The organism is Salinicoccus sp. CNSTN-B1 (assembly GCF_054792835.1).
This window is the reverse complement of record NZ_JBTWMN010000004.1, coordinates 986,114-1,008,664: the sequence shown is the minus strand read 5'-3', so window position 1 is coordinate 1,008,664 and position 22,551 is coordinate 986,114. Positions and strand designations below refer to the sequence as shown.

Genomic DNA, 22,551 nt, shown 5'->3' with positions numbered 1-22,551 from the left:
AATTGAAGAGAGAGTTAATGAAATTGTAAATGCATGTATCGTGGATCAACTGGATCTGAACATTCCGCATCTATCCTATATGTTTTCTGCGCACATACTCTATAACCACGTTGATTACGCTTACATGACTAAATGAGACATAGATGTCATCGCGATTAAAATCGGAGACCCGTTTGATATGTGGCATGCATTCTGCCATGAAGCTGGACACATGTTTCTCCATTGCACGGATCAGCGCCACATGCCACGCGCGTTTAATCAGATGTAGGAGACTGAGGCTGAGAAATTCGCTATATTGTTGATGATGCTGGAGAAGTTAATCATGAAGCATGAATTATATACGGCGCAGGGAGTGGCAAGCTACTTTAACGTACCATTCAACCTGGCTTTGAAGCGCATTGAAATGTTGATTGAACAGACGCGGATGGCAACCTATAACTAGGAGGAATAAACATGCCGATATACAAGAATAAAAGCAGAAAGACATACTATGTCAGTTTGTCTTATATAGATAAGTTTGGAGAGCGGAGATATCACAAAAAAGAGGGTTCCGATGCCGCAAGGACGCTCGGAAATATGAAGATAACTTCTTTATCAACTTGGATGAAGGAACAATCAAGGATGCGCTCCCCTTCTCTCACTTATCCAATGACTACCTAGAATGGTATGCCAATCGCAGAAAGCCCCAGCATTAAAACCATGAAGAATTACATCAATAATCATCTGGATCTGTATTTTAGGAGTATGGATGTATACAACATGAATACAAAAGATATATTGAGCCTTCATAAAAATATGTAGGAAAAAGAGTTTAGAGGGAAGAAGTTATCGAAGGGGCACGTTTAGGATATCCATATTGCGCTCAGTAGCATATTGTCGTATGAGATGAAGTTCTATGACTTAAAATCCAATGTCGCTGCGTTGGCAGGCAATATCGAGAACGATGAGGACTATACGTGGCATTATTGGACTGTAGCGGAGTTTGAGTGCTTCTATGGTGTAATAGAAGACATACGATATAGAGCGTATTTCAGATTGCTGTATTTCAGTGGTATGCGACACGGAGAGCAGCGGGCGCTAACTTGGCGGGATATAAACTTTCATGAAGGGTACATTAATATAGATAAGACAAACTACAATGGCCAGGTGCACAAGCTGAAAACCAAGACTTCCAAACGGAAAGTGTACATTCCTGAACATGTAATTGAGGTGCTACAGGAGGATAAAGCATGGTACCAGGAGAATCAACCTTATAAAGAGGATTATGTTGTGTTCGGTTCCTTCTATCAATCAATAGGAGAAACAATGGTGGGCAAAAAGTACGATGCACTGGTGAAGCAGACAGATCTTAAGAGAATCAAGATACATGAATTCAGACATTCCCATGCGTCCGACTGCATTAATCGGTTGGGCATGGACCGGGAGACATTGGCCAAAAGATTTGGACATGATACGTCGGTCACGACCGAAAAGGTGTACGATCATCTTTATCCAAGTACAGAAAAAAACGGCATCTCCGGCCGATAAATACACTCTGGTGTCCAATCCGTGGCCACACAAATATAAAACCCCGCAACCTTATGGTTGCGGGGTTGGTACGGAGATGGAGGGATTTGAACCCTCGCGCCGGGAATACCGACCTACACCCTTAGCAGGGGCGCCTCTTCAGCCACTTGAGTACATCTCCATGGCTCCACAGGTAGGATTCGAACCTACGACCGATCGGTTAACAGCCGATAGCTCTACCACTGAGCTACTGTGGAATGCTGTCAATTTCAATCGAACATTTACAATTATAACAACTTCACACAGTATTTCAACCGTTTGAGCACATGTTTTATATTCTTATTACACTTCCCGCTTAACTTCCAACCCATTTATGTAACTTATATAGGAATGATAGATTGTTTCGTTTACTCGTGCCGCTTCTCCCCGCCCCATCGTAGGATATTGGAACTGCATACTCATTTCTTTCTTCTGATACTTCTCTTTCTGCTGATTGAACTTATAATGCAGCTTCAAGGCGTTCAAGTATTGGTTGTTGAAGGATGTATATGAGATGTCTATTATCCGCTCTTCATTATTTGAGAACAGTACCCGTGTCATGCCCTCATCATTCATATAGGATTGGATATGATTGATATTGAACAAGTTATTTTCACTGATCCGATCGGAATGGGTGCAGAAATATATGTAGGATCCGAATAGATCAATGATGACCGGTACTTTGCTGGAAATGCCGGTCAATGTCCTGCTCAAATCTTTTCTCGCATGATAGTTCTGCGAATGGCTACGGCAATTCCTCTCTATCACTTTATTTGGGTTGAGTCTGCATTCGATCCCTTCTCCGTAAGCTTCCCCAATCCGACTTTCAATCATCCCATCATTGTCGACCGGCACGATATACATCGTTTCCTCGTGTATCTGATAATGAAGTCTCTTCATCGCATGCTCCCCTTTGCTTTCTGTTAATTAGATGATAGCACATACGTTTATTTTTGTTAACTACAATATAACATAATGTTAAAAAAGTTTTCTTAATGTAATTTTACATCATTAAATTAACGGAATATTCGAAATGTTGTTTGACCTATGGCATTTCGTGTTATATAATTTGTAACAACCAAATGATGAAGGGGGATGTAGAGATGAATAAGCAAGTATACCCGGCGAACCAGTTGAGAGTCTTCATCAACACCATAAACGACCTTTCTGCCGAACTTCTTCTCCAAGAAGCGATTGACGACTACAATCGCAAACTATACCTTGAAAAGATTGAAGCATCGCTTATAGAAAAGGACGAAGAGAAGTTCATGACATACACATCAAAGTTAAAGGAAATGGATAATGAAGATGCTGCTGAATAGTAAACAATATAAAAAGAGCTGACTGCTAACCAGTGGATTATACATATGGTTAACAGTCAGCTTATTTTTATGCAATCAGATCGAGAAATTCTTCTCGGTGATTCTGCCGAGGTAAAAACTAATGTCGACATCGGCCAACGCTTTGTCGATGGCCTGACGGTTATGCTCAGTGCCGACGAGTCGCTCTTCAATGACACTCACTTCCCCTACGCCGAAAAAGTCACCGAATATTTTTGCCTGCGTTATCCTGCCCTTTTTGACATTAAGCCTGACGTCCAACAAACCTGCGTCGAACTTATGGGACACATCAAAATTATATTTAGGGTTTTTACCAAAATTCCAATCCCAAGTCTGATACTTCTCTTCAGATAATTTATAGATTTTGTCCCAATCCTCTTCAGTCAGCACATATTCCTCGATATTTTCGCTGCCACCGAATATGGATTCCAGTATCTTCTGTTTAAATGTTTCTATATCGAGATGCTCTTCCATAAAATCGTTGATGTTGCCGACACGACCTCTTACCGATTTGACCCCTTTGGATTCAATCTTCTTCTTATTCACCCTGAGTGCATTCTGAACTTCAGAGATATCACTATCCAGCATCAGTGTGCCATGCGAGAACATCCGGCCTTTTTGCGTAAACATTGCATTTCCGGATACCTTTTTACCGTCAATTTCAAGGTCATTGCGTCCAGACAACTTTGCATTGACGCCCATATCCTGCAGTACATCAACAATCGGCTGGGTGAACTTTCTGAAATTGTGGAAACTCTCACCATCGTCTTCTGTTATGAAGCTGAAGTTCAAGTTGCCCTCATCATGATAGACGGCTCCCCCACCTGAAACACGCCGTACGACCTTTATGCCATTTTCACGTATATAGGGTTCGTTTATCTCCTCGATAGTGTTCTGGTTTTTGCCGATGATGATGGAAGGCTGGTTTACATAGAATAGGAAGTAGGAATCATCTGTAGGGATTTCACGCAATACGTATTCTTCCATAGCGAGATTGATCATTGGATCTTTGATGTCATTATTCGAAATGAATTTCATTCAAATGGTGCCTCCTTTTTAAAAATGCCCTGATATTATTATAATAACATCCAGGGCATTTTTTTACATTTATTCTGTAATTGATTCCACTGCTTCTATGGCCTGATCCACACAATCCGGCAGGCCCACTCCATTATGCGAAGCGCCTGTCAGGATGATGCCTGGGTATTGTTGTGCCATATAATCCTTGATTCCGGCGATCATCTCCTTATGGCCGACTTTATACTGCGGCATGGAGTTTTTCAGACGGGTTACGATGGATAGTTCAGGCTCACCGTTGATCGTCATGATGTCGTCAAGGTCCTTCCTTGCCAGGCGGATGATTTCATCATCATCCTTCTCTTTGCGATCGGGTCGCCCGGACGGCCGACATAAGCGCGTAGAAGTGCTTTTCCTTCCGGTGCGGAATGTGTCCACTTCTTGCTGGTCCATGTACATGCTGTAATGGTCGTATCCATCTTGCGGCTGACGACGAAACCTGTACCATCTATATCGTTCTTGACCTGATCTTCGTCAAAGGCCATGACCACTGTGGCAACGCTTGTGGCTTCCATATGCTTGAAATATTCAAGCGGGAGGTCGTTGAACCATCTTTTGTATTGGAAGTGTGGCGTCGTCACGATGATGTTGTCATACTCCTTGGTACGTTCGTTTGCAGTCAGACGATAGCGTTTGCCATGCCTTTTGATGGCACTGACATCGTATCCGAAATGCATCGAGGCCCCTTGTTGCTCAGCGGTCTCTTTCAGTCGGTCGATGAAGGACTGGAGACCATGCTTGAACTGCAGGAACTGCCCCTGTTTTTTACCGGTAGGGGTTTTGGCATCTCCGGCTTTTTGATTCTTTTGATGATAGACCCCTTTAATGAGACTGCCGTGCTGCTCTTCGAGTTCCTTGAAGTGCGGGAAGGTCGACAGCAGGCTGAGTTCATCGATTTTTGTACTGTAGATGCCAGATAGCAACGGTTCAATGATGTTTTCCAAAACTTCATCGCCTAGCCGTCCTCTGAAGAAGCGTCCGACAGAGATGTCTGTATATATAGGGGTTGGCTTCTTGAGGAAATCAACGCCGGCACGCAGCTTGGCACTAGCAGAGATGAGATCCGTAGTCATGAACGGTACAAGCTCGGTCGGCATCCCGAGGACTGAACCTTTTGGTAGGGATGACAGCTTGTTGTTCACGTAGATATAGGATGTCCCTGTCGAATTTCGCACAAGGTCGTCTCCGAGACCGATCTCCTGAGCCAAATCCGTCATGCTCTGCTTTCTGGCAAGGTAGGATTCGGGACCAAGTTCAATTGCATACCCATCTTTTCGGTATGTGTTGATCTTGCCGCCTGCGCGGTCGCTTTTTTCGTACACGTCCACTTCGACATCTTCCAGTTTCGAGAGGTAGTACGCTGCTGATAAACCTGTTATCCCAGCGCCGATAACTGCAATTTTCTTCAAGTTAATCCGCCTTTACTGCAATCTGTTTATTTCGTTGATCATCGCCTGGATATAGCGCTCGTCAGTGTTCGGCATCGTTGGCCTATGATAGCCTGCCCCGACTTCGTCACATACCACTTTGCATTCTACGTCATTGTCAAACAGTACTTCGAGGTGTTCACAGACGAAGCCGACCGGCAGATAGACAAAATGCTTGTACCCATATTCCCCATGCAAGTCACGCGTCAAATCCTGGACGTCTGGACCAAGCCATGGATCCGGAGTATTTCCTTCTGACTGCCAGCCTATATGCACGTTCTTCAGATTGGCCCTATCCTGGATCAATTGTGCTGTTTCAGCAAGCTGATCCGGATACGGATCGTTATGCTCTTTAATCTTCTCAGGCAGACTGTGTGCGCTGACGATGACTGCCGTATCATCGAGTTCAGATTCAGGAATTTCGGCAAGTGATGACTTCACTGCTGCTGTCCAGAAATCAATGAACGGTTCCTGTTCATAATAGGATTTCACCGATTTGATCGAAATGCCATACTTCTCTGCCTCTTCATGTGCACGCTTATTGTAGGAGCCCACTGAAAAGTTCGAGTAATGAGGGGCCAGGACGACTGACACGGCTTCTTTGATGCCATGGTCATGCATCGCTTCAACCGCATCCTCAATGAATGGATCGATGTGCTTGAGTCCAATGAACAATTCATATTCCACTGCATCCTGGGAAGCATTGAGTTTAGCTGCCAATGCTTCTGCCTGCCTTTTTGTCGTATCGGCGAGCGGCGAAATGCCGCCGATCGCTTCGTAGCGGTCTTTCAGGTCCTGAAGTGCTTCTTCAGAAGGTTTCCTGCCACGCCTTATATGCGTGTAATAGGGTTCAATATCTTCTTCTTTATAGGGCGTTCCATACGCCATGACAAGCAATCCTTTTTTCTCTTTCATCACTATCACTTTCCTTTACTGTATTCATGTACGAAAGCCGTAAGACGTTTTAATGTATCCGGCTCAATTGCTGGGAACACCCCGTGTCCGAGGTTGAATATATGACCTTCATTGTTTCCTTGGTCCAGGATGTCTTTCGCCCGCGCTTCGATGACGCTCCAATCTGCAAGCAACAGTGCCGGGTCAAGGTTCCCCTGGAGTGCCTTTTTGACACCCATTTCCCTCGCCTCATTGATGGACGTCCTCCAGTCGAGACCCATCACATCCATGCTGAGTTTATTCCATTCCGGAATAAGATGGGACGCTCCGATTCCAAAGACGATTACAGGTACACCCTTTTCCTGGACGGCTCTGATGATCCTGTCCATCGAAGGGGATAGATAATATGCATAATCTTCTTTGCTCAACGCGCCGCCCCATGAGTCGAAGATCTGTATAAGCTTCGCTCCGGAATCGACTTGGGCACCAAGATAGCGGATGCTCATTTCAGTCAACTTGTCCATCAGCTTAAACCAGGTTTCTGGCTGATTATACATCATCGTCTTCGTCTTGTGGTAATTTTTGGTCGGTCCTCCCTCAATCATATAGCTTGCCACAGTGAACGGTGCACCACAGAAGCCGATAAGCGGTACCTGGAGTTTTTCTTCAGTCAATATTTTAATTGTCTTGTAGATGTAGTCAAGGTCTTTATAAGGATCCAGCTCTCCAAGTTTTTCTACATCTTTTATATCTCTGATTGGATTCGAAATGACTGGGCCGACACCAGGTTTGATGTCGACATCGATGCCCATCGGGGCCAATGGTGATACGATGTCCTTATACAGTACTGCCGCATCGACATTATAGTTTTCTACTGGTGTGCCTGTCAGATAAGCTGTCAGCTCAGGTTGTCTTGTGATTTCAAGCAATGAGTACTTTTCTTTCACCTTGTTGTACTCAGGCTGGCTCCTGCCCACCTGACGCATAAACCATACAGGGGTATGATTTGTCTTCTCTCCCCTTGCTGCTTTCAATATTGTATCGTTGAACACATCATTTTCCTCCAATTTATATATATATCCACCCAACATTTTAACATATTGGAGCAGACGAATTGAATTAAGTGGCACAATGTCAAAAATTCGATTCATTTGAACCAGGTTTAAGACATTAGTGTTTAAGGTATAACTGTAGTAAGACTAACGACGAGGTGAAATAGATGAACTTACATCTGACGACAGGAACAATATCCTATATGAACGATTTGAAAAAAAATAATGAAGGGCTCAACATTGCAGCAATCGGCAAAGATGCCCTCCTATATTATGAATCCGAAGAGAAGGAAAGCATGTTCAGTTCAAGGCATTCATATGATTTGAGCCATTCGACCAACGAACTTGATGAACATTCTCCGGTTTCAATACATTTCATTCCTGTGCCCGGAGACAGCAAAGGACCAGTATACGGCCACTTATCAAGACTTTCGGAAGTGCTTGACAGTACACGTGGCGTACAGTTCTATCGCATCGGGGAAGCACTTGGCGAAGATGAATTCATAGTGATGATCGGCTGGGCCCAGTCATCAACCTATTACGACTTCAAAGACACAGATGGCTACTCAGAATACTTGAGCACCGATGCCCTGGCAAAATTCAGAACGGAGGAATCCCTTTTCCATAAATCGATTTCTTCCAAATTCTATCTCCCATTGAAGGACAATGAAGAAGATGAAGAGGACGACTTCTAAGCGACTGAGTGACTCAGTCGCTTAGTTCTTTTTCTTTTCTGTAGACCGCCCGGCTCAGGCTGCGGTTAATGATGAACCCCCACAGCGGGAACAGGATTCCCAAATAGAAATATCCCGGGTGAATCGATATGAAAAGGATGCTGAAGACGAGCGCTATTACAAACACCAGTTTATGCGAATAGGCTACATAACTCTCTTGTATATAAGACCGGTCTACCGGCCATACTTTCGGCCAAAGCAGGTAGGCCTGTGCCGTATAGATCTGAGACATCTGCAGAACAATGATATATATACCGAAAAGCGCGATGACTACAGATAGATACAAGTTGGCGATCCAAACCATAACGACACCAAACAGAACCAGTAATCTCAAGACGATCATTGGCAAGTCATGGTCTCGGGCGAACGTCCGGTAGAAAAGGTATTCATACATCTTTTTCTTGTTGAAGGCAGCTTCTTTTGGTTTCCAAAGTAGTGGATCCAAGTATCGTCTACGCTTGAACTGCTTATCTATATGGCTGACATTCGTAAACAGCGAGACAGTCTGGTAATACTTGTTCAGCTGTTCCTCTTCGTAACCGATCAGTTTTCGCCAATCCATACTTGTATGGCTGTGCTTTTTGGCAAAAAACAGTAGGGCCGCGTAGACGATGAGCGGCAACACGATCAGGATGGGCTCTGTAAGAATCAGGATAATCGATAGGACGGTCAAGGCGATCAACCCGAATGATACGGGGAGCACCGGCCACTCTGAATTGATGATTTCTTTTCTGATCATGAAATTCATCACGTAGAAAAAAATTGAGGCGAGCAGTGCAATGATCATTTCAATGGTCTCATGCCCTACCGTCATCAGAATCAGCGCAACAACGCCCCCTGCAACCGGCTTCCAAAGCCCGAGCGTCAAGGAGTAGCGGTCCACCGCTCTGAGGTAGTCTTTTAGCCGCGCTTCGTATGCCAACAGGAATACGCCATCCGCCTGCTTGAATAAAGTGCGGTAGGACGGCAGCAATGTGATGCCAAGTACAAGGGAGATGATGACATCCAGCCAGAAGGATGGGGTTAATGTCTGGACGAGCGATAATAAGGAATACAGGAAGAATCCGATTGCTATCGACAGGAATATGAGGAAATGACTGTTGAATATGAACTTACCGTAATGGCTCCGCCTTGCAACATCCTCATTCATCCGCGTTCTGAACAGTTGATCAGGCATCGTAGACTTCTCCCCCGTTATTCTGAGGTAGACCTCATCAAGGGTCGCCCCTGGCATATGCCATTCCTCCCGCAGCTCCGGCAGTGTACCGATTGCAGTCAAACGTCCCTCGTCGATGATAGCAAATCGATCGCAGTAGCGTTCTGCAGTGGCAAGGATATGGGTGCTCATCAGTATCGACCGCCCCCGCTCCTTTTCCTCCACCATCAATTGTATGAGTGATTCTATCCCAAGTGGATCGAGTCCAAGGAACGGTTCGTCGATGATGAACAGTTCAGGATGGGATAAGAAGGCACAGATCAGCATGACTTTTTGTTTCATGCCTTTGGAGAAATGGGTCGGGAACATATCTATTTTTGTTTCCAGCCTGAAGATCTTAAGCAGCTTATCTGCACGCTGCATCGCAGTTGTTTCATCTATCCCGTAAGCCATGGCCGTCATATTGATGTGTTCTTTCAAGGTGAGCTCTTCGTAGAGGACCGGTGACTCCGGAATGTAGGCCAGTTGTCTGCGGTACGCCTCGATATCTTCATCAGCAGTCACACCCCCTACCCTGATCTCTCCGGAGTGTGGTCTTAGCAGACCCAATATATGCTTGATAGTCGTACTTTTCCCTGCACCATTCAATCCGATGAGACCTATTATTTCACCCTTATCGATATTAAACGAAATATCATGTATAACCGGGACTTTGGAGTAGCCGCCGGTCAATCGATCGATTTGAAGTACCATATTCAACTTCCTTTTAAATGTAGGTTATTATTTGTATACTGATACTAAGTAAATATATCACAAGAGAACAATGGAGGTACAATGAATGAGTAAAACCATTTTTGAACAGATTGCAGACGGTGAAATCCCAGCAAACATCCTATATGAAGATGAAACATGCATCGCCTTCATGGATGCCTTCCCCCTATCAAAGGGGCACACGCTGGTCATACCCCGCAAACCGATTGAAAACATTTATGATCTCGACGAAGAGACCGGGGCGCACATCATGAAAGTCGTCACGAAGATGGCGAATGCATTGAAGCACACCTTCAATCCCGATGGCCTGAATGTCATCCAGAAATAACGGTTCCTACGCTTCCCAATCCGTCTTCCATCTACACTTCCACCTCATCCCACGCTACAAGGCAGAATATGATGGTTTCGGATATGAATGGCAATCTGATGAGAACTTGCATTCTGATGAAGAGAAAAAGAAATCGCCCGCTCAATCCGTGAACAATTGGATGCATGAACCTGAGAACATGAGGGTAATGTTATATAAACGAAAAAGGACGTGACACTGTATGAAATTCAGAAATCTAGCGGCAGGCTTCGCTGTCGGTGTAGCGGGCGGTACACTCATCGCTGTTTTGAATGCCCCGAAGTCGGGAGCTGAATTGCAATCTTCCCTTAAATCCGGATCTGGAAATATGAAGACACAGATGAATCAGCTTAAAATGGAAGCGAATGAAGTGAAATCTTCTTTCCTCCAGACTAAACGCGAATCACAGGAAGTGTTTGAAACCCTTGGAGACGAAGTCAAAACAATGATCAGCAACTTCCAGGCGGACATCAACCCAAATATTGAACACATCAAAAAAGATGTGGATAATATACAGAATCGTGTCGGAGAAATCCAGGATACCTTTAACAGCAACAAATAAAATCAATCTAGTGGAGCGGCGGGGACTACAATTGTGCCCCGTCGCTTTATTGTGATATATTAGCACCTGTATCCACTATCAAAGGAGATTTGTGCAATGAAGAAAATAATAGCGCCCATGGTGCTCGGACTTGGTCTCATCGGCCTGGCCGGATGCTCAGACGACAGCAGCGAAAACAGCTCATCCAATGAAACAGAATATGGTGACGTCCTTGCCACAAGTGATGCAGGTGACGTAACCACGGACGACATACTTAACCAGTTGGGAACAGACAGTATAGCCAACCAGACATTCCAACTGACGTTGGATACAATACTTAAAGAGAAATATGCTGATGAGATCGACACGGAGGAAATTGAGTCACAGATCAATGAAGAGATAGAAGGCATGGGCGGGGAAGATCAATTTGCCATGCTGCTTCAGCAGCAGCAACCGGGCATGACCGTCGAGAAATACAAAAAACAGCGGATCAACAACGCCTTCCACGATAAGTTCTTCAGCGAAAAATTTGATATCACTGATGAAGAAGCAAAAAAATCCGTCCGCAAAGCCTCTCACATATTGATAGAGACTGGAGATGGAGAGGACGCCCTAAGTGACGAAGAAGGCAAAGAAAAAGCCGAAAAGCTTCTTAAGGAAATCAAAGACGGCAAAGACTTCGGTGAAGTGGCCAAAGAAGAATCATCTGATACCGGCAGTGCCCAAAACAGCGGCGAACTCGGCTACGTCCAACGTGGACAGATGGTTGAAGGTTTTGAAGATGCCCTGTTCGAACTCGACAAAGGTGAGATTTCGGATGTCGTCGAATCTGAATACGGGTACCACATCATCAAACGTCACGAGGAAAAAGATATAGATGGAGAACTCGATTCTATAAAAGGTCAGCTGATCAATGCGAAGATTCAAGAAAACCCGGACAAAGTCCTTGAGTACTACAAAGAACTGCTCAAAGAATATAATGTAGAGTTCAAAAATGAAGAGATCAAAACATATATCGAGGATACTTACCTGAACCCGGAATCAGAAGAACCAGTTGAAAAACCAGGTGATGACACTTCTGTAGAAGAACCGACTGAGGAATCCGAAGAATAAAAAATACCTGGACGCTTGGCGTCCAGGTATTTTTCTATTCCAGATTTTCCGAGCGGTAGAAGAAGCGGCTTTCAAGGGGAAGATCCGATCTGTGAACTGGCCTTTCTCCGCCTTGCCTATATGCTTGTCCATCATCATCATACGCGCATCTATGTTGTCGATGAAATGGAGGATTTCCGCTTCTTTCAGCATTGGCTGTTTAGGTGAACCGTATTCGAGTTTACCGTGATGACTCAAAATCATATGTTTAAGCAGCAGGACTTCTTCTCCCTCTATATTGAGTTCAGCTGCCACTTTGGAGATTTCTTCACTTGCTATCACGATATGCCCTATAAGATTTCCTTCAGTCGTATAGGTTGTCCCGACAGGGCCTGACAGCTCCTTGACCTTTCCTATATCATGAAGGATGATGCTGCTGTACAACAGACTTCTGTTCAGCGAAGGATAGATGTCACACAATGCTTCCGCTGTCCTCAGCATATAGTGGACATGGTAGGCAAGCCCCGAGACGAAATCATGGTGGTTGCTCATTGCAGCCGGATAACTCAAAAATTCCTTGCCGTATTTCTTCAGCATCTGTCTGACAATCCTTTGCAGACTGCCATTTTCAATCTTGATGACATAATCCATGATGCTTTCGTACAGGGTGTTTTCATCGATCGGCGCTTTCTCGACGAAGTCTTTAGGATTCAACCCATCTTCTTCTGTAGCCAATCGGAAGGCAGCGATCTTCATCTGCTTCTTGTTGCGGTAATCAATGACATCCCCTTTCACCTTGATCAGTGTCTCCGGCTTCAGGACTTCCATATCTTCTTTTGAAACGGTCCATAGCTTGGCTTCGATATCTCCCGTACGATCCTGCAGGAACAGGGTCATATAAGGTTTACCTTGTGATGTGACGCCTTGCTGGCTCCTTTTTATAAGATAAAAAGTGTCGACCGAATCTCCAGCCTTCAGTTTCGATATATTATTCATGTGCACTCACCTCATTTGATTTTCTCTTTAAGTTTAATGGTTTGGGACGCAGGAATTGAGTTATCGAGGTTACATGTAAAGTACAGCACCTGATCTTGCACTTCATTCCTCAAATAATCCATGATGATCTTTTTCCTCTCCTTGTCAAAATGCACAAAGGCATCATCGATGATGAGAGGCAACCTATAATACCCTTTCAACGCCTTGATCAGACTCAACCTCAAACTGATATAGAGCATTTCTTTGGTAGACTGTGACAGTTCAAGTGGATGGAAGAGCTGACCGTTATCATGCTTGACCTTCACTCCGTCATCATCATAGATGATGTTGATATAACGTCCGTTTGTTATCTTCTGAAAATAGTCCGTGCCTCTTCGATGACGACAGGCAGACGTTCATCTTTAATCTTTCGGATGTGCGCTTCAATCAGAATGCGGATGTAGTTCAATGACATGTAGTCTCTCGATATATTCTGGATATATGATTTTTTCATCTCATATAGGTGATGAAGTTCACTTAACTTGCCGTCGCTCTCCATCATCGCGATCTCCGAGTTCAGTTCAGCTAATGTCTTTTGTTCCACATGAACCTTATCATTGAGTGCTTCGATCTGTTCGACGATGTCTTCTTCTTCCTCACGCAGTTCAGACATCAGGATATCGGCCAGGGCATTCCGTGCATCATAATCGAAATGCTCTTCACCCAACTTCTCATCCAATTCATTGTAACGGCGGACGTTCCGTCTATGTTCGTCGTCTTTTCTCGCATAGTAATAATAGGTCTCTTCATCTTCTGCCAAAACCTGGTCAAGGAGAGAGTTGATCTCATGCTGCGCTTCTTTCACGCTATCCTGAAGTACCTTATTTTCATTCTGCAAAAGGGTGATCTGCTCATTCAATCGAGTATAGTCAGCTTCATCCTTATGCATGCCGGATACCGCATTCTTTACATCATGGAATACACTCGCGTCGTCATAGTGGATACCGTAATGCATCAGATCCTCCTTGACGCTGCTTTTGAATTCCTGAAGTTCGCGCGTGAGATTATCCATCTCGACTTGATACCTGTTGATCTGGTTCCGTTTTTGTTTTATCTCCCTGATCGTGTGGATGGCATCAGGCATTGATTTGTTTTCCATGTCCATATCTATCTTCAGATCTGTTTTCATCTTCGACAAATCGGTATTCAATGAATCATGCAGTGCTTCTTTGTTCGATAAGGTTTCTTTCAGTTCTTCAAGACGGACATGGGTCGAAATACGTTTCGCCTTAAGTTCTTTAAGGTCCATTTTGAGTTCTCTTGCCGTACTGAGCTCAAACTCCATGTCGTGGTTCCTGTTGATGGTTTCAATCGCTTCCTGAAGTTCCGCGACCTCTTTTTGATAATCTTCCTTCAGCGATTCATCCGGTTTTTCCCTGTTCAAGGTAAGAAGCAGCAATATGAGTGCGCCGGCCACGGCCGATGCACTTCCTATCACCCATTCTGAGCCGGCTAGATAAAAGATGCCAACCAACAAGGCAATGATACCGACCCCAATGATGAGCATCTGCTGCATCCTGCTGGATTTGTTGCGTTTACGTTTTTCCCGTTCATAGTCTTTTTCGATCAGACTGAACATTTTTTCTTTTTCCTTCAGTTCAAATTCCTTATCCATCAGTTCCTGCTTTTTTCTGATGCGCGTTTCACTGATCTGTTCCGCTTCCAACTGTGCCAATTCCTTATCGTAATGACTGACATCAGACTTCACCTGATCGAATTCACGCACCAGAAATTGTTCCTCTAGCGCCACTTCATCCAATTTTGAAAGGAGTGACTGGACAGAGTCCTTCACGATGTTGGAGTCATCAACCTCATGATGCTCCTCACTCCATCCTATGTCCCTCATAAGCAGACCGATGGCTTCCTCGTTGCTTGCTATTTCTGAAGCGAGACGCTTATGCTCCATCCGCTTTTGTTTGATTTCAGGTTCTTTCTTCAATATGCCTTCCAAATGGGTGATTGTCTCCCCATCGGGTTTTTCGATGCCTGCCAATTCTGCTTCCAACGCTTTTAGTTTTTCTGTACGCAAGGCTATGTCCTGCTCAGACTGTTGGAGTTGATGCTTCATCTTCTCGTATCGCTCGATCCCTTTTTCGGGAAAATTGATTGGTTCGATGTTCACTTGACTCTCAAGATTTTTCCATTCCTTGATGTCTTTATGATAAACGACTTCTTTCATTTTCTGCTTTCTTATCGACTCTAGCTGATGCAGACCATCTTTGGTGAAGTTTAGAGCTTCTTCACTCTTCAACCTTTCGTGGGTCAGAGTATCGTAACGTTCCTCCACCTGCTCAAGCGCCCTGATTTTATCATTGAGTTCTGACATTTCAGCCATTTCCTTATTTAATTCCGGCTTTGAACCATTTCTCTTATAGATCGTGCCAAGCTCGGTGTCGATTGCACTAAGCATCTCATCATATTCATGGGAGCCAAGCGCACCTGCACGAAGCAGATACTCCTGCAGCTTATCTTCAGTCATATTCTTGTGGATATCCTGCAGTCCGAGCACATCGAAGGAAAAGATTGAACGATATGTCCTTTTATCGATGAAATTCAATTTTTTGATGAGCCATTCTTCACCACGCACAGTCCCGTCTTCAAAATAAACTTTGACGTCCCCCTGCACTTTACCTTTTATGCGTTCAATCTCTACGGTGCCCGACTCATCAGGAAATTCCACTGTGATCTTTCCCCCATATAGATTGTGCATGCGCGGCTCTCTTCTCGGCTCCTGTTCCTTACGGGTGGGGAATCCGAATAGGATGGAATGGATGAACGACTGCATCGTTGACTTGCCGGCCTCGTTCTCGCCAAAGAGTTGAACAAATTGCTTATTGGTATCAAATTTTGTTTCTGTTATTTTTCCATAGCCATATATATCGAGTCCAATAATTTTCATATATTCACTACTTCCTCATCAGCATTCTAAGCCGTTCTTCGCCCTCTTCAAGCAACGCTTCCGGATCGATATCCTGCACAGGGTCCAGATACCTGTTCACCCTCGGATCCATGTAGAGCGCGTTGACTGCCTCTTTGAACAGTTCTTCATCTGAAGAATGACTTGCTTTAATGTCGTTGATCAATGCGATGTTGTCTTGGTGCAGATACCTCACCTTAAGGTCATCAATCCAGACAAATTCCTTTAAATCCCTCTCGTCTTCCTTCAGCAATTCGATTACTTCGGTCAGATCGGCACCCGTCAATTCCTCATCTCCGTCATAGATGATGGTCAGCTGGATGATATGCTTCCCCTTATCCCTTAAGCGATTTTTGAATTCTGCAATGGCCTGGTATATGGACTGCTTACTAAGGTTTTCCACCTCGAGTTCGTACTCGGCAAAAATGATTTCCTGTACAGGGATGAAGCGTGTCGAAAGGTATACATCATCCCCCTCCACCACAAGGAAGCCTTTTTCGCCATGTTCGTTCTTATGGCGCCCTTGTATGTTGCCCGGGTAATGCACAGGCGGCAGATCACTCAATTCTTCACGCTGGTGGATATGGCCTAGCGCCCAATAGTGATACAGCTTTTCATTCAACATCTGAAGATTGAATTCCGTATATCGCTTTTGGATGGATTGGCTGTGGGAATAGGTGCCATGGAGCAGACCGATATGTATGCCTTCATTCATTGTATTGACTGGATATTCCTCCAGCCTGTTTTCATATGTATCATCCATGAAGTAACTGAAACCGTGAAGGAAGATGCGTTCCCCGTTTGAACTCACCATCTCATACGTTTCTACGTTATCGCCGAACACCGTGACATTGTCCGGCCATTCCGCTTTGAAGCCATCTGTCAATGGATCATGGTTGCCGTGGATGATATAGACGAAGATGCCGGCTTCTTTCAACCGTTCAAATTGGCGTTTCATGAATACTTCGGATTTCAGTGTACGGTTCGCTGCGTCGAACATGTCGCCTGCGATGACAAGGAAGTCGACTTTTTCCTGAATTGCGTAGTCGATCATCCTTTTGACACTGATATATGTACTTTCTGTAAGCACGTCAAAAATTCCTGGAATCATTTTCGAGCGGGACTTGAAAGGGCTGTCCAGATGTAGGTCTGCACAATGTATAAATTTAACCAATATTCCTCACCTGACTTTTCTGCTCATTATATCTACAGTATACCAAAAACCAAAAGAAAAGAGGCCCTCAACAGACCTCTCAACAATTAGTTTTCGTTATTTACACCGTATAGTTCTTCAATCGGCTTCATGATGACACGGTTCAGATCTTGGATGAGTTCACTCATCTTCTGTTCTGATTCCATAAGTGCTTTGATGTTTTCATCCTTTTCGATGTCTTCAGCGGATTTCTGTGCTTTTTGGACATCTTCTTCCTGGATTTCTTCACCTTGCATCTGTTTTTGCTGCAAGTTCATCTGTACTTCCCTGAATTCATCGAAGAGTGATTTCGATTTCTGGATTAGCATTTACTTTTTCATAGTACTCTTTCATGTTCTTGAATTCATCTGATTTGCGCAATGCATCTTCCAATGCATTTGCCTGATCGTATACGTTGACTGACATTGATAAAAAACTCCCTTTAATAAAGATAACTATACTGTAACATAAAATACGCACTTATAAAAATACAACAATCAGCCCTTGTATGATTCCGATCATGCCACCAAGGAAAAACCCGAGCAATGTGATCATACGGAACTCTTTATCAGAAATTTCCATGACAAGCTTTTCGATATGGCTCAATTCGAAGCTGTCAATCTGATTTTTTATGACGTGGGCCAAGTGGAGCTTCTCGACGATTCTGCCGGTATTCGCTTTCAGATATTCAATGATGTTGCCACCCAATTTGTATTTGCCGGTTTCCTTGAAGGTATTGAACATCTCGGGATTGAAGTCCTTAATCGGATAATCCAGTATGCCGTCTATATCAATCCGTCTTTTCAAGGTCTCCCCAATACTGTCAATCAGAGCATCCCGATCACCTTCTGTGACGATTTCATCCAACCGCATCTTTTTAAGGCGTTCATATTCTTCATTGATGATTCTCAACTCTATATCAGTCAATTTCGGGTCGTATATCAGCTTGTTCAATTCCTTTTGGATATTGCGTACGATGGATTCCGTCGTCATTATATATTTCAGGGAGCGTGCGAGCCTCCCTCTGTTCTGGACGAACTCGTCAGCCATCGTATACAGATCGTCATACCCTTTCTGCGAATTGATGTAGGCTGATATTTTCCTCGTCAATTGGGGCTGCAGCCTGTCGACCTTCCCGTCGAGTGTCGCGAGCGCGTCTTTAGGAATCAATGACTCGATACTCCGGCCATATAACTTGCCGCCTTCTTCAGCCACCTTTTCATCAAGGGCATCGTTGAAGCTCCTCATCACCTTCTCTGACAACCCTTCATGGATCCGTTCCAAGAAATAGCGAAGGCTTAAATTCTCCGATTCTATCGTCTCTATCTGCCGATCTATGAACAGCATGATGAAGCGTCTCGTTTCATCGCTGTCGATTTTGTTGATGAAAGCGTCCGGCGTCAGCAGATGTTGGGTGATGATCTCCCCATCTTGACTGATGCTTCCTCCCTACGGCGCGGGATTACACCTGGTGTAAATGGCAGTTGTTTACCAAGGATGTATTTGGGTTCATAGGGCCTGAACAGCATCTTTATGGCAAGCATATTGGTCAATCCGCCTATCAGAGCCCCGATGATCATCATCAGGATGATCTGGATCCCTTCATTCATGAAAAACACCCCTTCCTGTTACCGTCATCTATAAATGAGAAAAGGCACCCTGAGGTGCCTTAGACAGGTTGCAGATCAGACTGTCTGTTAAAGTACGTTCTGATCTCCCTTTCGATATATGATGCATGGAGCGGACGGTTCATCGGGCTCAGCACCCTATAGATTTTATTGCTTTTATTATATTGCAGGCGATAGCCATTCTTTCTTTCCAGGTCATCCCAATAGACCGCTTCCCCTTCATAGTTCGGGTAGACACAATGGCCGCGTGATATGAGCTGTGCCAACTCCAGAGGGTCACCGCCGAAACTGTTGGTCAGGACGTCACTATCCCTAAACAGGGCACATAGCGAAATGCATGTCGTCCAGTTAGGAAGGATCCGTTCTTTTTCTATCTGTACAAGCGTCTTTTTGGATAGGCCGATCGTCTGACTCATGGAGTCCTGAGTATAGCCCGCTTCGGTCCTTACCATTTTGAACTTGGACTGGAGTAACTCCGTAAAAGTCTGTTTATCCATTCTTTTCTTCCTTTCACTCGTTTCAGTTATTATAAAAACCACTTACTATAATAATACACTTTTAATATAATAGTATATTTTCATGTAAATTAAAAGGGCATATATTGAATTTCACCAAGAGTTCAATATATGCCCGTCATTTAATTGTCACTAATCATCATGTTTCCTGTCCGGTTTCCCCTTCTTTACGGTTCTCCTGTTCGTTGATGATCAGAGATATTGCCGCATCACCTGTAACGTTGACCATCGTCCGCGTCATATCAAGCAATCTGTCTATACCGATGATGATTCCGATCGCTGCAGGATCGAGTCCGATTGCAGTCAGCACCATTGCCAACATGACAAGGCCGACGCCCGGTACCCCTGCCGTTCCGATGCTTGCCACTGTTGCAATCAAGACGACTGTGACCATCTGCATGATCGTCAGGTCAATGCCTGAAAGCTGTGCGATGAATACCGTTGCGACACCTTGCATGATTGCCGTCCCATCCATATTGATCGTGGCACCGAGTGGCTGCACAAAACTGGATATGCTTTTACGGATCTTGAGGTTCTCCTGGGCAGACTTCAGTGAAATCGGCAGCACTGCGCTGGACGAAGATGTACTGAACGCCACACCCATTGCGGGAGCAAACCCTTTAATGAACCAGATGAAACTCTTTTTCGCCAAGAATTTCACTGCAGCACCATAAACCAAGATCATATGGATGAAGAGCGCCAGCAGTACACAGACGAAATACATGCCAAGTTGCTGTATTGCTCCGAATCCCGCCTGGACGAAAGCTGTTGCAACCAGGCCGAACGCACCAATTGCTGCAAAGTATTTCATTATAGCGAGGACTATCCACATCACTACCTCATTCGCTTCCTCGAATAATTTGACGATGCCGGCCGTCTTGTCCCGCTTGGCAATCATCGCAATACCGATGAAGATCGCAAATGCGATGATCTGGAGCATGTTCTGCGTACCCATCGCCTCGACGACGTTTGTCGGGATCAGGTTGATGACTGTCTGATCAAAACCTTGCTGCAGCGCTTCCCCGTGCTTCCACCTTCGAGCTCGGTCTCGCGATACTCAGCGACTTCGTCAGAACCAAGTAGAGCAGACTGCCCTTCGCCCGGATCCAGTATGTTCGCAACGATCATTGCGATGGTGATCGCAATGGCGGTGGTCGCCAAATAGAACAGCAGTGTCTTCAGGCCATAGCCTCCAAGCAGTTTAGGGTCGCCTACACTTACGACGCCAAGCACGATGGAGATGAAGACTATCGGCACCACCATCATGAAGATCATATTAAGGAAAAGCTGGCCGAGAATATTGAATATGTACTGATCGACCCATTGCACCCATTGCTGGCTGTCATACATCGGGCTCAGTATCGAGCCGACGATGATACCAAGGATCAGTGCAACTACAATCTGTATAGTAAGTTTATTTCCTATTTTCATATTATGCCTCCAAACTTTGAAATGTCTGTGTTAATTATACTGTTTGGTGCAAACGTTTGTAAACAATAATTGAAAACGATTTCCAAAACACTCTATAGTTTGATTATATTGTACTTGATGGCGTATATCACAGCCTGGGTACGGTCTGTCACTTCAAGCTTGTTGAGGATATGACTGACATGCGTCTTGACTGTCTTTTCACTGACATACAGGGCTTCACCAATCTCACGGTTTGATTTTCCACGGACGATTTCTTTCAACACTTCAATTTCACGTGCGGACAACGCATTTTTTTCATGCGGCATATGTCCTTCCCTATCTATTACTTCAAGTATATCGGGATGGATGACCTTCTCCCCTTCGATCACACTTTTGATTGAGGCAATGAGTTCCTCTGCTTCCATTTCTTTTATGATGTACCCATCAGCATGCGCCGAAAAGACCGGCCGCACATACTCTTCGGTAGTATAGCTGGAGAGCACCAGCACTTTGATTTCAGGATAATATGCCTTGATTGCGCGTGTGACTTCTATGCCATCCATCTCGGGCATGACAAGATCTAAAAGGATCAGGTCTATATCTTTGGCGCTCTTCAGATATTCAAGCAGTTCCCTGCCTGTACCGAAATCTTCGACCACCCGAATATCTTCTGTAGTCGACAGCAGGAATTTCATACCTTCCCTTACTATATGGTGGTCATCGACCAATATGATATTGTACATATGCTTCACTCCTTCATGGGGATGGTGACCATGATGCGGGTCCCCTCCCCTTCCCGGTATCGATATTTATATTTCCATTGAGCTTATGGATCCGTTCGGTCATGTTCGACAAGCCATAGCTGGACCGATGATTTTCCTCAAATTCAAACCCACTGCCTTGGTCTTCGATGATTACGGAGAAGATATCATCTTTCGCCGCCATCCTGATTATCGCATGTTCAGCACCGGAATGCTTGCGTATATTATTCAAGCTTTCCTGGATGACCCTATAGAGGGCGACTTCCACATGGTCCGGCACATCATAGAAGCCTTCCATACCAATCTCAACTTCAAGGCCAAGCAGCCCTGCGTACTTTTCGACAGCATCGATGACGCCATTCTCGAGTCCTATTGGCTTCAGTTGCCAAATCAGGGCTTTCATTTCCTTCATCGCATGTTTCGAAGTCCGTTCTATGGAATCGAAAGCCACATTCGCCTTATCCGCATCACTCAATGATTTTGCAGCATGCGAAGTGATGCCGATCGAAAACAACATCTGGTTGACGGAATCATGCAGATCTCTGGCGAGTCGCTGCCGTTCCTTTATGAGCATATTCTCCTGCTCACGCGTCGTCAGCTCTATGCGCTTTAAAGTGGAACCTATCTGAAACGCCACCGACTCCAGAAGGTCGAGCTCGTCCTTGGCGAACCTTTCACGGTAAGGGCTTGCCACGTTCAACAGGCCAAAGGATTCGTCTCCCGAAATGAGCGGGACGGTGGCATGGTGGGTGATGCCATTATTTTCATTCGGGTACTCATTGCGGGCTTGTTCCAGCCTCGAACATACAAAAATATTCGTTGCCGTCTTGAGTTCCTTCCTGTTATATTTATTGACACACCAACATTTTCCTTCACATAAATAATGATGGTCATTATTTTTAAGGGAGGACGGGAGACGGTAGTGTGTGGTGAGTTCATGCTGTCCTGCTTCATTTATGAAGAATATCCACCCCGTATCAAACTCCGAATGGTCGATCAGCATCTTCAATGCGCCCTCGATCATTGCCGGCCTATCTGTTTCTTCGTTCAGGAACTCCGCGATGTCTTTCAACAATTGAAGTTTACTTTTCATAAGAATCACCCCACCTTAAAAATTA

16 protein-coding genes, 2 tRNA genes and 8 pseudogenes are annotated in these 22,551 nt (G+C 44.7%); 7 read left to right on the top strand and 19 right to left on the bottom strand.

The genetic code is table 11. The features are described from left to right. The first annotated feature begins 453 nt into the window (after positions 1–453). A complete protein-coding gene (locus ACYF68_RS06030) occupies positions 454–660 on the top strand; it encodes a hypothetical protein (protein ID WP_461045764.1) in 207 nt (68 codons plus the stop codon). A 225-nt stretch (positions 661–885) separates the two neighbouring features. Then, on the top strand, positions 886–1,527 hold the full coding sequence (locus ACYF68_RS06025) for a site-specific integrase (RefSeq protein WP_461045762.1): 642 nt from the start codon (positions 886–888) through the stop codon (positions 1,525–1,527). Between the two features lie 71 nt (positions 1,528–1,598). On the opposite strand, the gene ACYF68_RS06020 is transcribed toward ACYF68_RS06025, so the two are convergent. The 3 genes from ACYF68_RS06020 to ACYF68_RS06010 all read right to left on the bottom strand — a co-directional run bounded on the left by ACYF68_RS06020 (position 1,599) and on the right by ACYF68_RS06010 (position 2,445). Beyond that, positions 1,599–1,687, bottom strand: a tRNA-Ser gene (locus ACYF68_RS06020). 1 nt (position 1,688) lies between these two features. Then, a tRNA-Asn gene (locus ACYF68_RS06015) sits at positions 1,689–1,763 on the bottom strand. Between the two features lie 85 nt (positions 1,764–1,848). After that, complete coding sequence (locus ACYF68_RS06010) at positions 1,849–2,445, bottom strand: competence protein ComK (protein ID WP_461045760.1); 597 nt, start codon at positions 2,443–2,445, stop codon at positions 1,849–1,851. Between the two features lie 203 nt (positions 2,446–2,648). On the opposite strand from ACYF68_RS06010, the gene ACYF68_RS06005 reads away from it, so the two are divergent. Further along, positions 2,649–2,867: an IDEAL domain-containing protein gene (locus tag ACYF68_RS06005; protein WP_461045758.1), complete on the top strand. Its 219-nt coding sequence runs from the start codon at positions 2,649–2,651 to the stop codon at positions 2,865–2,867. Between the two features lie 75 nt (positions 2,868–2,942). Here the strand turns inward: ACYF68_RS06005 and ACYF68_RS06000 are convergent, their stop codons facing one another. The 4 genes and pseudogenes from ACYF68_RS06000 to hemE all read right to left on the bottom strand — a co-directional run bounded on the left by ACYF68_RS06000 (position 2,943) and on the right by hemE (position 7,374). Beyond that, complete coding sequence (locus tag ACYF68_RS06000) at positions 2,943–3,923, bottom strand: lipoate--protein ligase (RefSeq protein ID WP_461045755.1); 981 nt, start codon at positions 3,921–3,923, stop codon at positions 2,943–2,945. Between the two features lie 69 nt (positions 3,924–3,992). Beyond that, positions 3,993–5,371, bottom strand: a pseudogene (gene hemY / locus ACYF68_RS05995) (protoporphyrinogen oxidase). A 12-nt stretch (positions 5,372–5,383) separates the two neighbouring features. Further along, complete coding sequence (gene hemH, locus ACYF68_RS05990; protein WP_461045754.1) at positions 5,384–6,304, bottom strand: ferrochelatase; 921 nt, start codon at positions 6,302–6,304, stop codon at positions 5,384–5,386. Positions 6,305–6,309: 5 nt separating this feature from the next. Continuing rightward, the gene (gene hemE / locus ACYF68_RS05985) at positions 6,310–7,374 is read right to left on the bottom strand and encodes a uroporphyrinogen decarboxylase (protein ID WP_461047509.1); all 1,065 of its coding nucleotides are present in this window, start codon (positions 7,372–7,374) and stop codon (positions 6,310–6,312) included. A 128-nt stretch (positions 7,375–7,502) separates the two neighbouring features. Here hemE and ACYF68_RS05980 point away from each other — a divergent pair, with 128 nt between their 5' ends. Beyond that, positions 7,503–8,030: a hypothetical protein gene (locus ACYF68_RS05980; RefSeq protein ID WP_461045752.1), complete on the top strand. Its 528-nt coding sequence runs from the start codon at positions 7,503–7,505 to the stop codon at positions 8,028–8,030. A gap of 13 nt (positions 8,031–8,043) precedes the next feature. Here the strand turns inward: ACYF68_RS05980 and ACYF68_RS05975 are convergent. Both ACYF68_RS05975 and ACYF68_RS05970 read right to left on the bottom strand, forming a co-directional pair. Continuing rightward, positions 8,044–9,225 (bottom strand): annotated as a pseudogene (locus ACYF68_RS05975) (ABC transporter permease); the annotation flags it as partial. Positions 9,226–9,261: 36 nt separating this feature from the next. Further along, positions 9,262–9,978, bottom strand: a pseudogene (locus ACYF68_RS05970) (ABC transporter ATP-binding protein); the annotation flags it as partial. An 85-nt stretch (positions 9,979–10,063) separates the two neighbouring features. Between ACYF68_RS05970 and ACYF68_RS05965 the strand changes: the two are divergent. The 3 genes and pseudogenes from ACYF68_RS05965 (at position 10,064) to ACYF68_RS05955 (ending at position 11,996) form a co-directional block, all read left to right on the top strand. After that, positions 10,064–10,538, top strand: a pseudogene (locus tag ACYF68_RS05965) (HIT family protein). 6 nt (positions 10,539–10,544) lie between these two features. Beyond that, entirely contained in the window at positions 10,545–10,904 is a 360-nt protein-coding gene (locus tag ACYF68_RS05960) for a YtxH domain-containing protein (RefSeq protein ID WP_461045751.1), read from the top strand. Between the two features lie 96 nt (positions 10,905–11,000). Continuing rightward, the gene (locus ACYF68_RS05955) at positions 11,001–11,996 is read left to right on the top strand and encodes a peptidylprolyl isomerase (RefSeq protein WP_461045749.1); all 996 of its coding nucleotides are present in this window, start codon (positions 11,001–11,003) and stop codon (positions 11,994–11,996) included. Between the two features lie 34 nt (positions 11,997–12,030). On the opposite strand, the pseudogene yhaM reads toward ACYF68_RS05955, so the two are convergent. The 10 genes and pseudogenes from yhaM to ACYF68_RS05905 all read right to left on the bottom strand — a co-directional run bounded on the left by yhaM (position 12,031) and on the right by ACYF68_RS05905 (position 22,526). Then, positions 12,031–12,971 (bottom strand): annotated as a pseudogene (gene yhaM, locus ACYF68_RS05950) (3'-5' exoribonuclease YhaM). Between the two features lie 11 nt (positions 12,972–12,982). Further along, positions 12,983–13,276, bottom strand: a complete 294-nt coding sequence (locus ACYF68_RS05945) for an ATP-binding protein (protein WP_461045747.1) — start codon at positions 13,274–13,276, stop codon at positions 12,983–12,985. Positions 13,277–13,317: 41 nt separating this feature from the next. Further along, on the bottom strand, positions 13,318–15,909 hold the full coding sequence (locus tag ACYF68_RS05940; RefSeq protein WP_461045745.1) for an ATP-binding protein: 2,592 nt from the start codon (positions 15,907–15,909) through the stop codon (positions 13,318–13,320). 7 nt (positions 15,910–15,916) lie between these two features. Further along, entirely contained in the window at positions 15,917–17,101 is a 1,185-nt protein-coding gene (locus tag ACYF68_RS05935; protein WP_461045744.1) for a metallophosphoesterase family protein, read from the bottom strand. Between the two features lie 86 nt (positions 17,102–17,187). Beyond that, positions 17,188–17,545 (bottom strand): annotated as a pseudogene (locus ACYF68_RS05930) (YlbF/YmcA family competence regulator). A gap of 54 nt (positions 17,546–17,599) precedes the next feature. Beyond that, positions 17,600–18,648, bottom strand: a pseudogene (locus ACYF68_RS05925) (DUF445 family protein). 140 nt (positions 18,649–18,788) lie between these two features. Further along, on the bottom strand, positions 18,789–19,244 hold the full coding sequence (gene xdrA, locus ACYF68_RS05920) for an XRE family transcriptional regulator XdrA (RefSeq protein ID WP_344702208.1): 456 nt from the start codon (positions 19,242–19,244) through the stop codon (positions 18,789–18,791). Between the two features lie 157 nt (positions 19,245–19,401). Next, positions 19,402–20,693 (bottom strand): annotated as a pseudogene (locus tag ACYF68_RS05915) (dicarboxylate/amino acid:cation symporter). Between the two features lie 92 nt (positions 20,694–20,785). Next, positions 20,786–21,415 (bottom strand): response regulator, encoded by a 630-nt coding sequence (locus ACYF68_RS05910; protein WP_461045741.1) that lies wholly within the window; start codon positions 21,413–21,415, stop codon positions 20,786–20,788. 13 nt (positions 21,416–21,428) lie between these two features. Beyond that, the gene (locus ACYF68_RS05905) at positions 21,429–22,526 is read right to left on the bottom strand and encodes a GAF domain-containing sensor histidine kinase (protein ID WP_461045739.1); all 1,098 of its coding nucleotides are present in this window, start codon (positions 22,524–22,526) and stop codon (positions 21,429–21,431) included. Between the last annotated feature and the right edge of the window lie 25 nt (positions 22,527–22,551).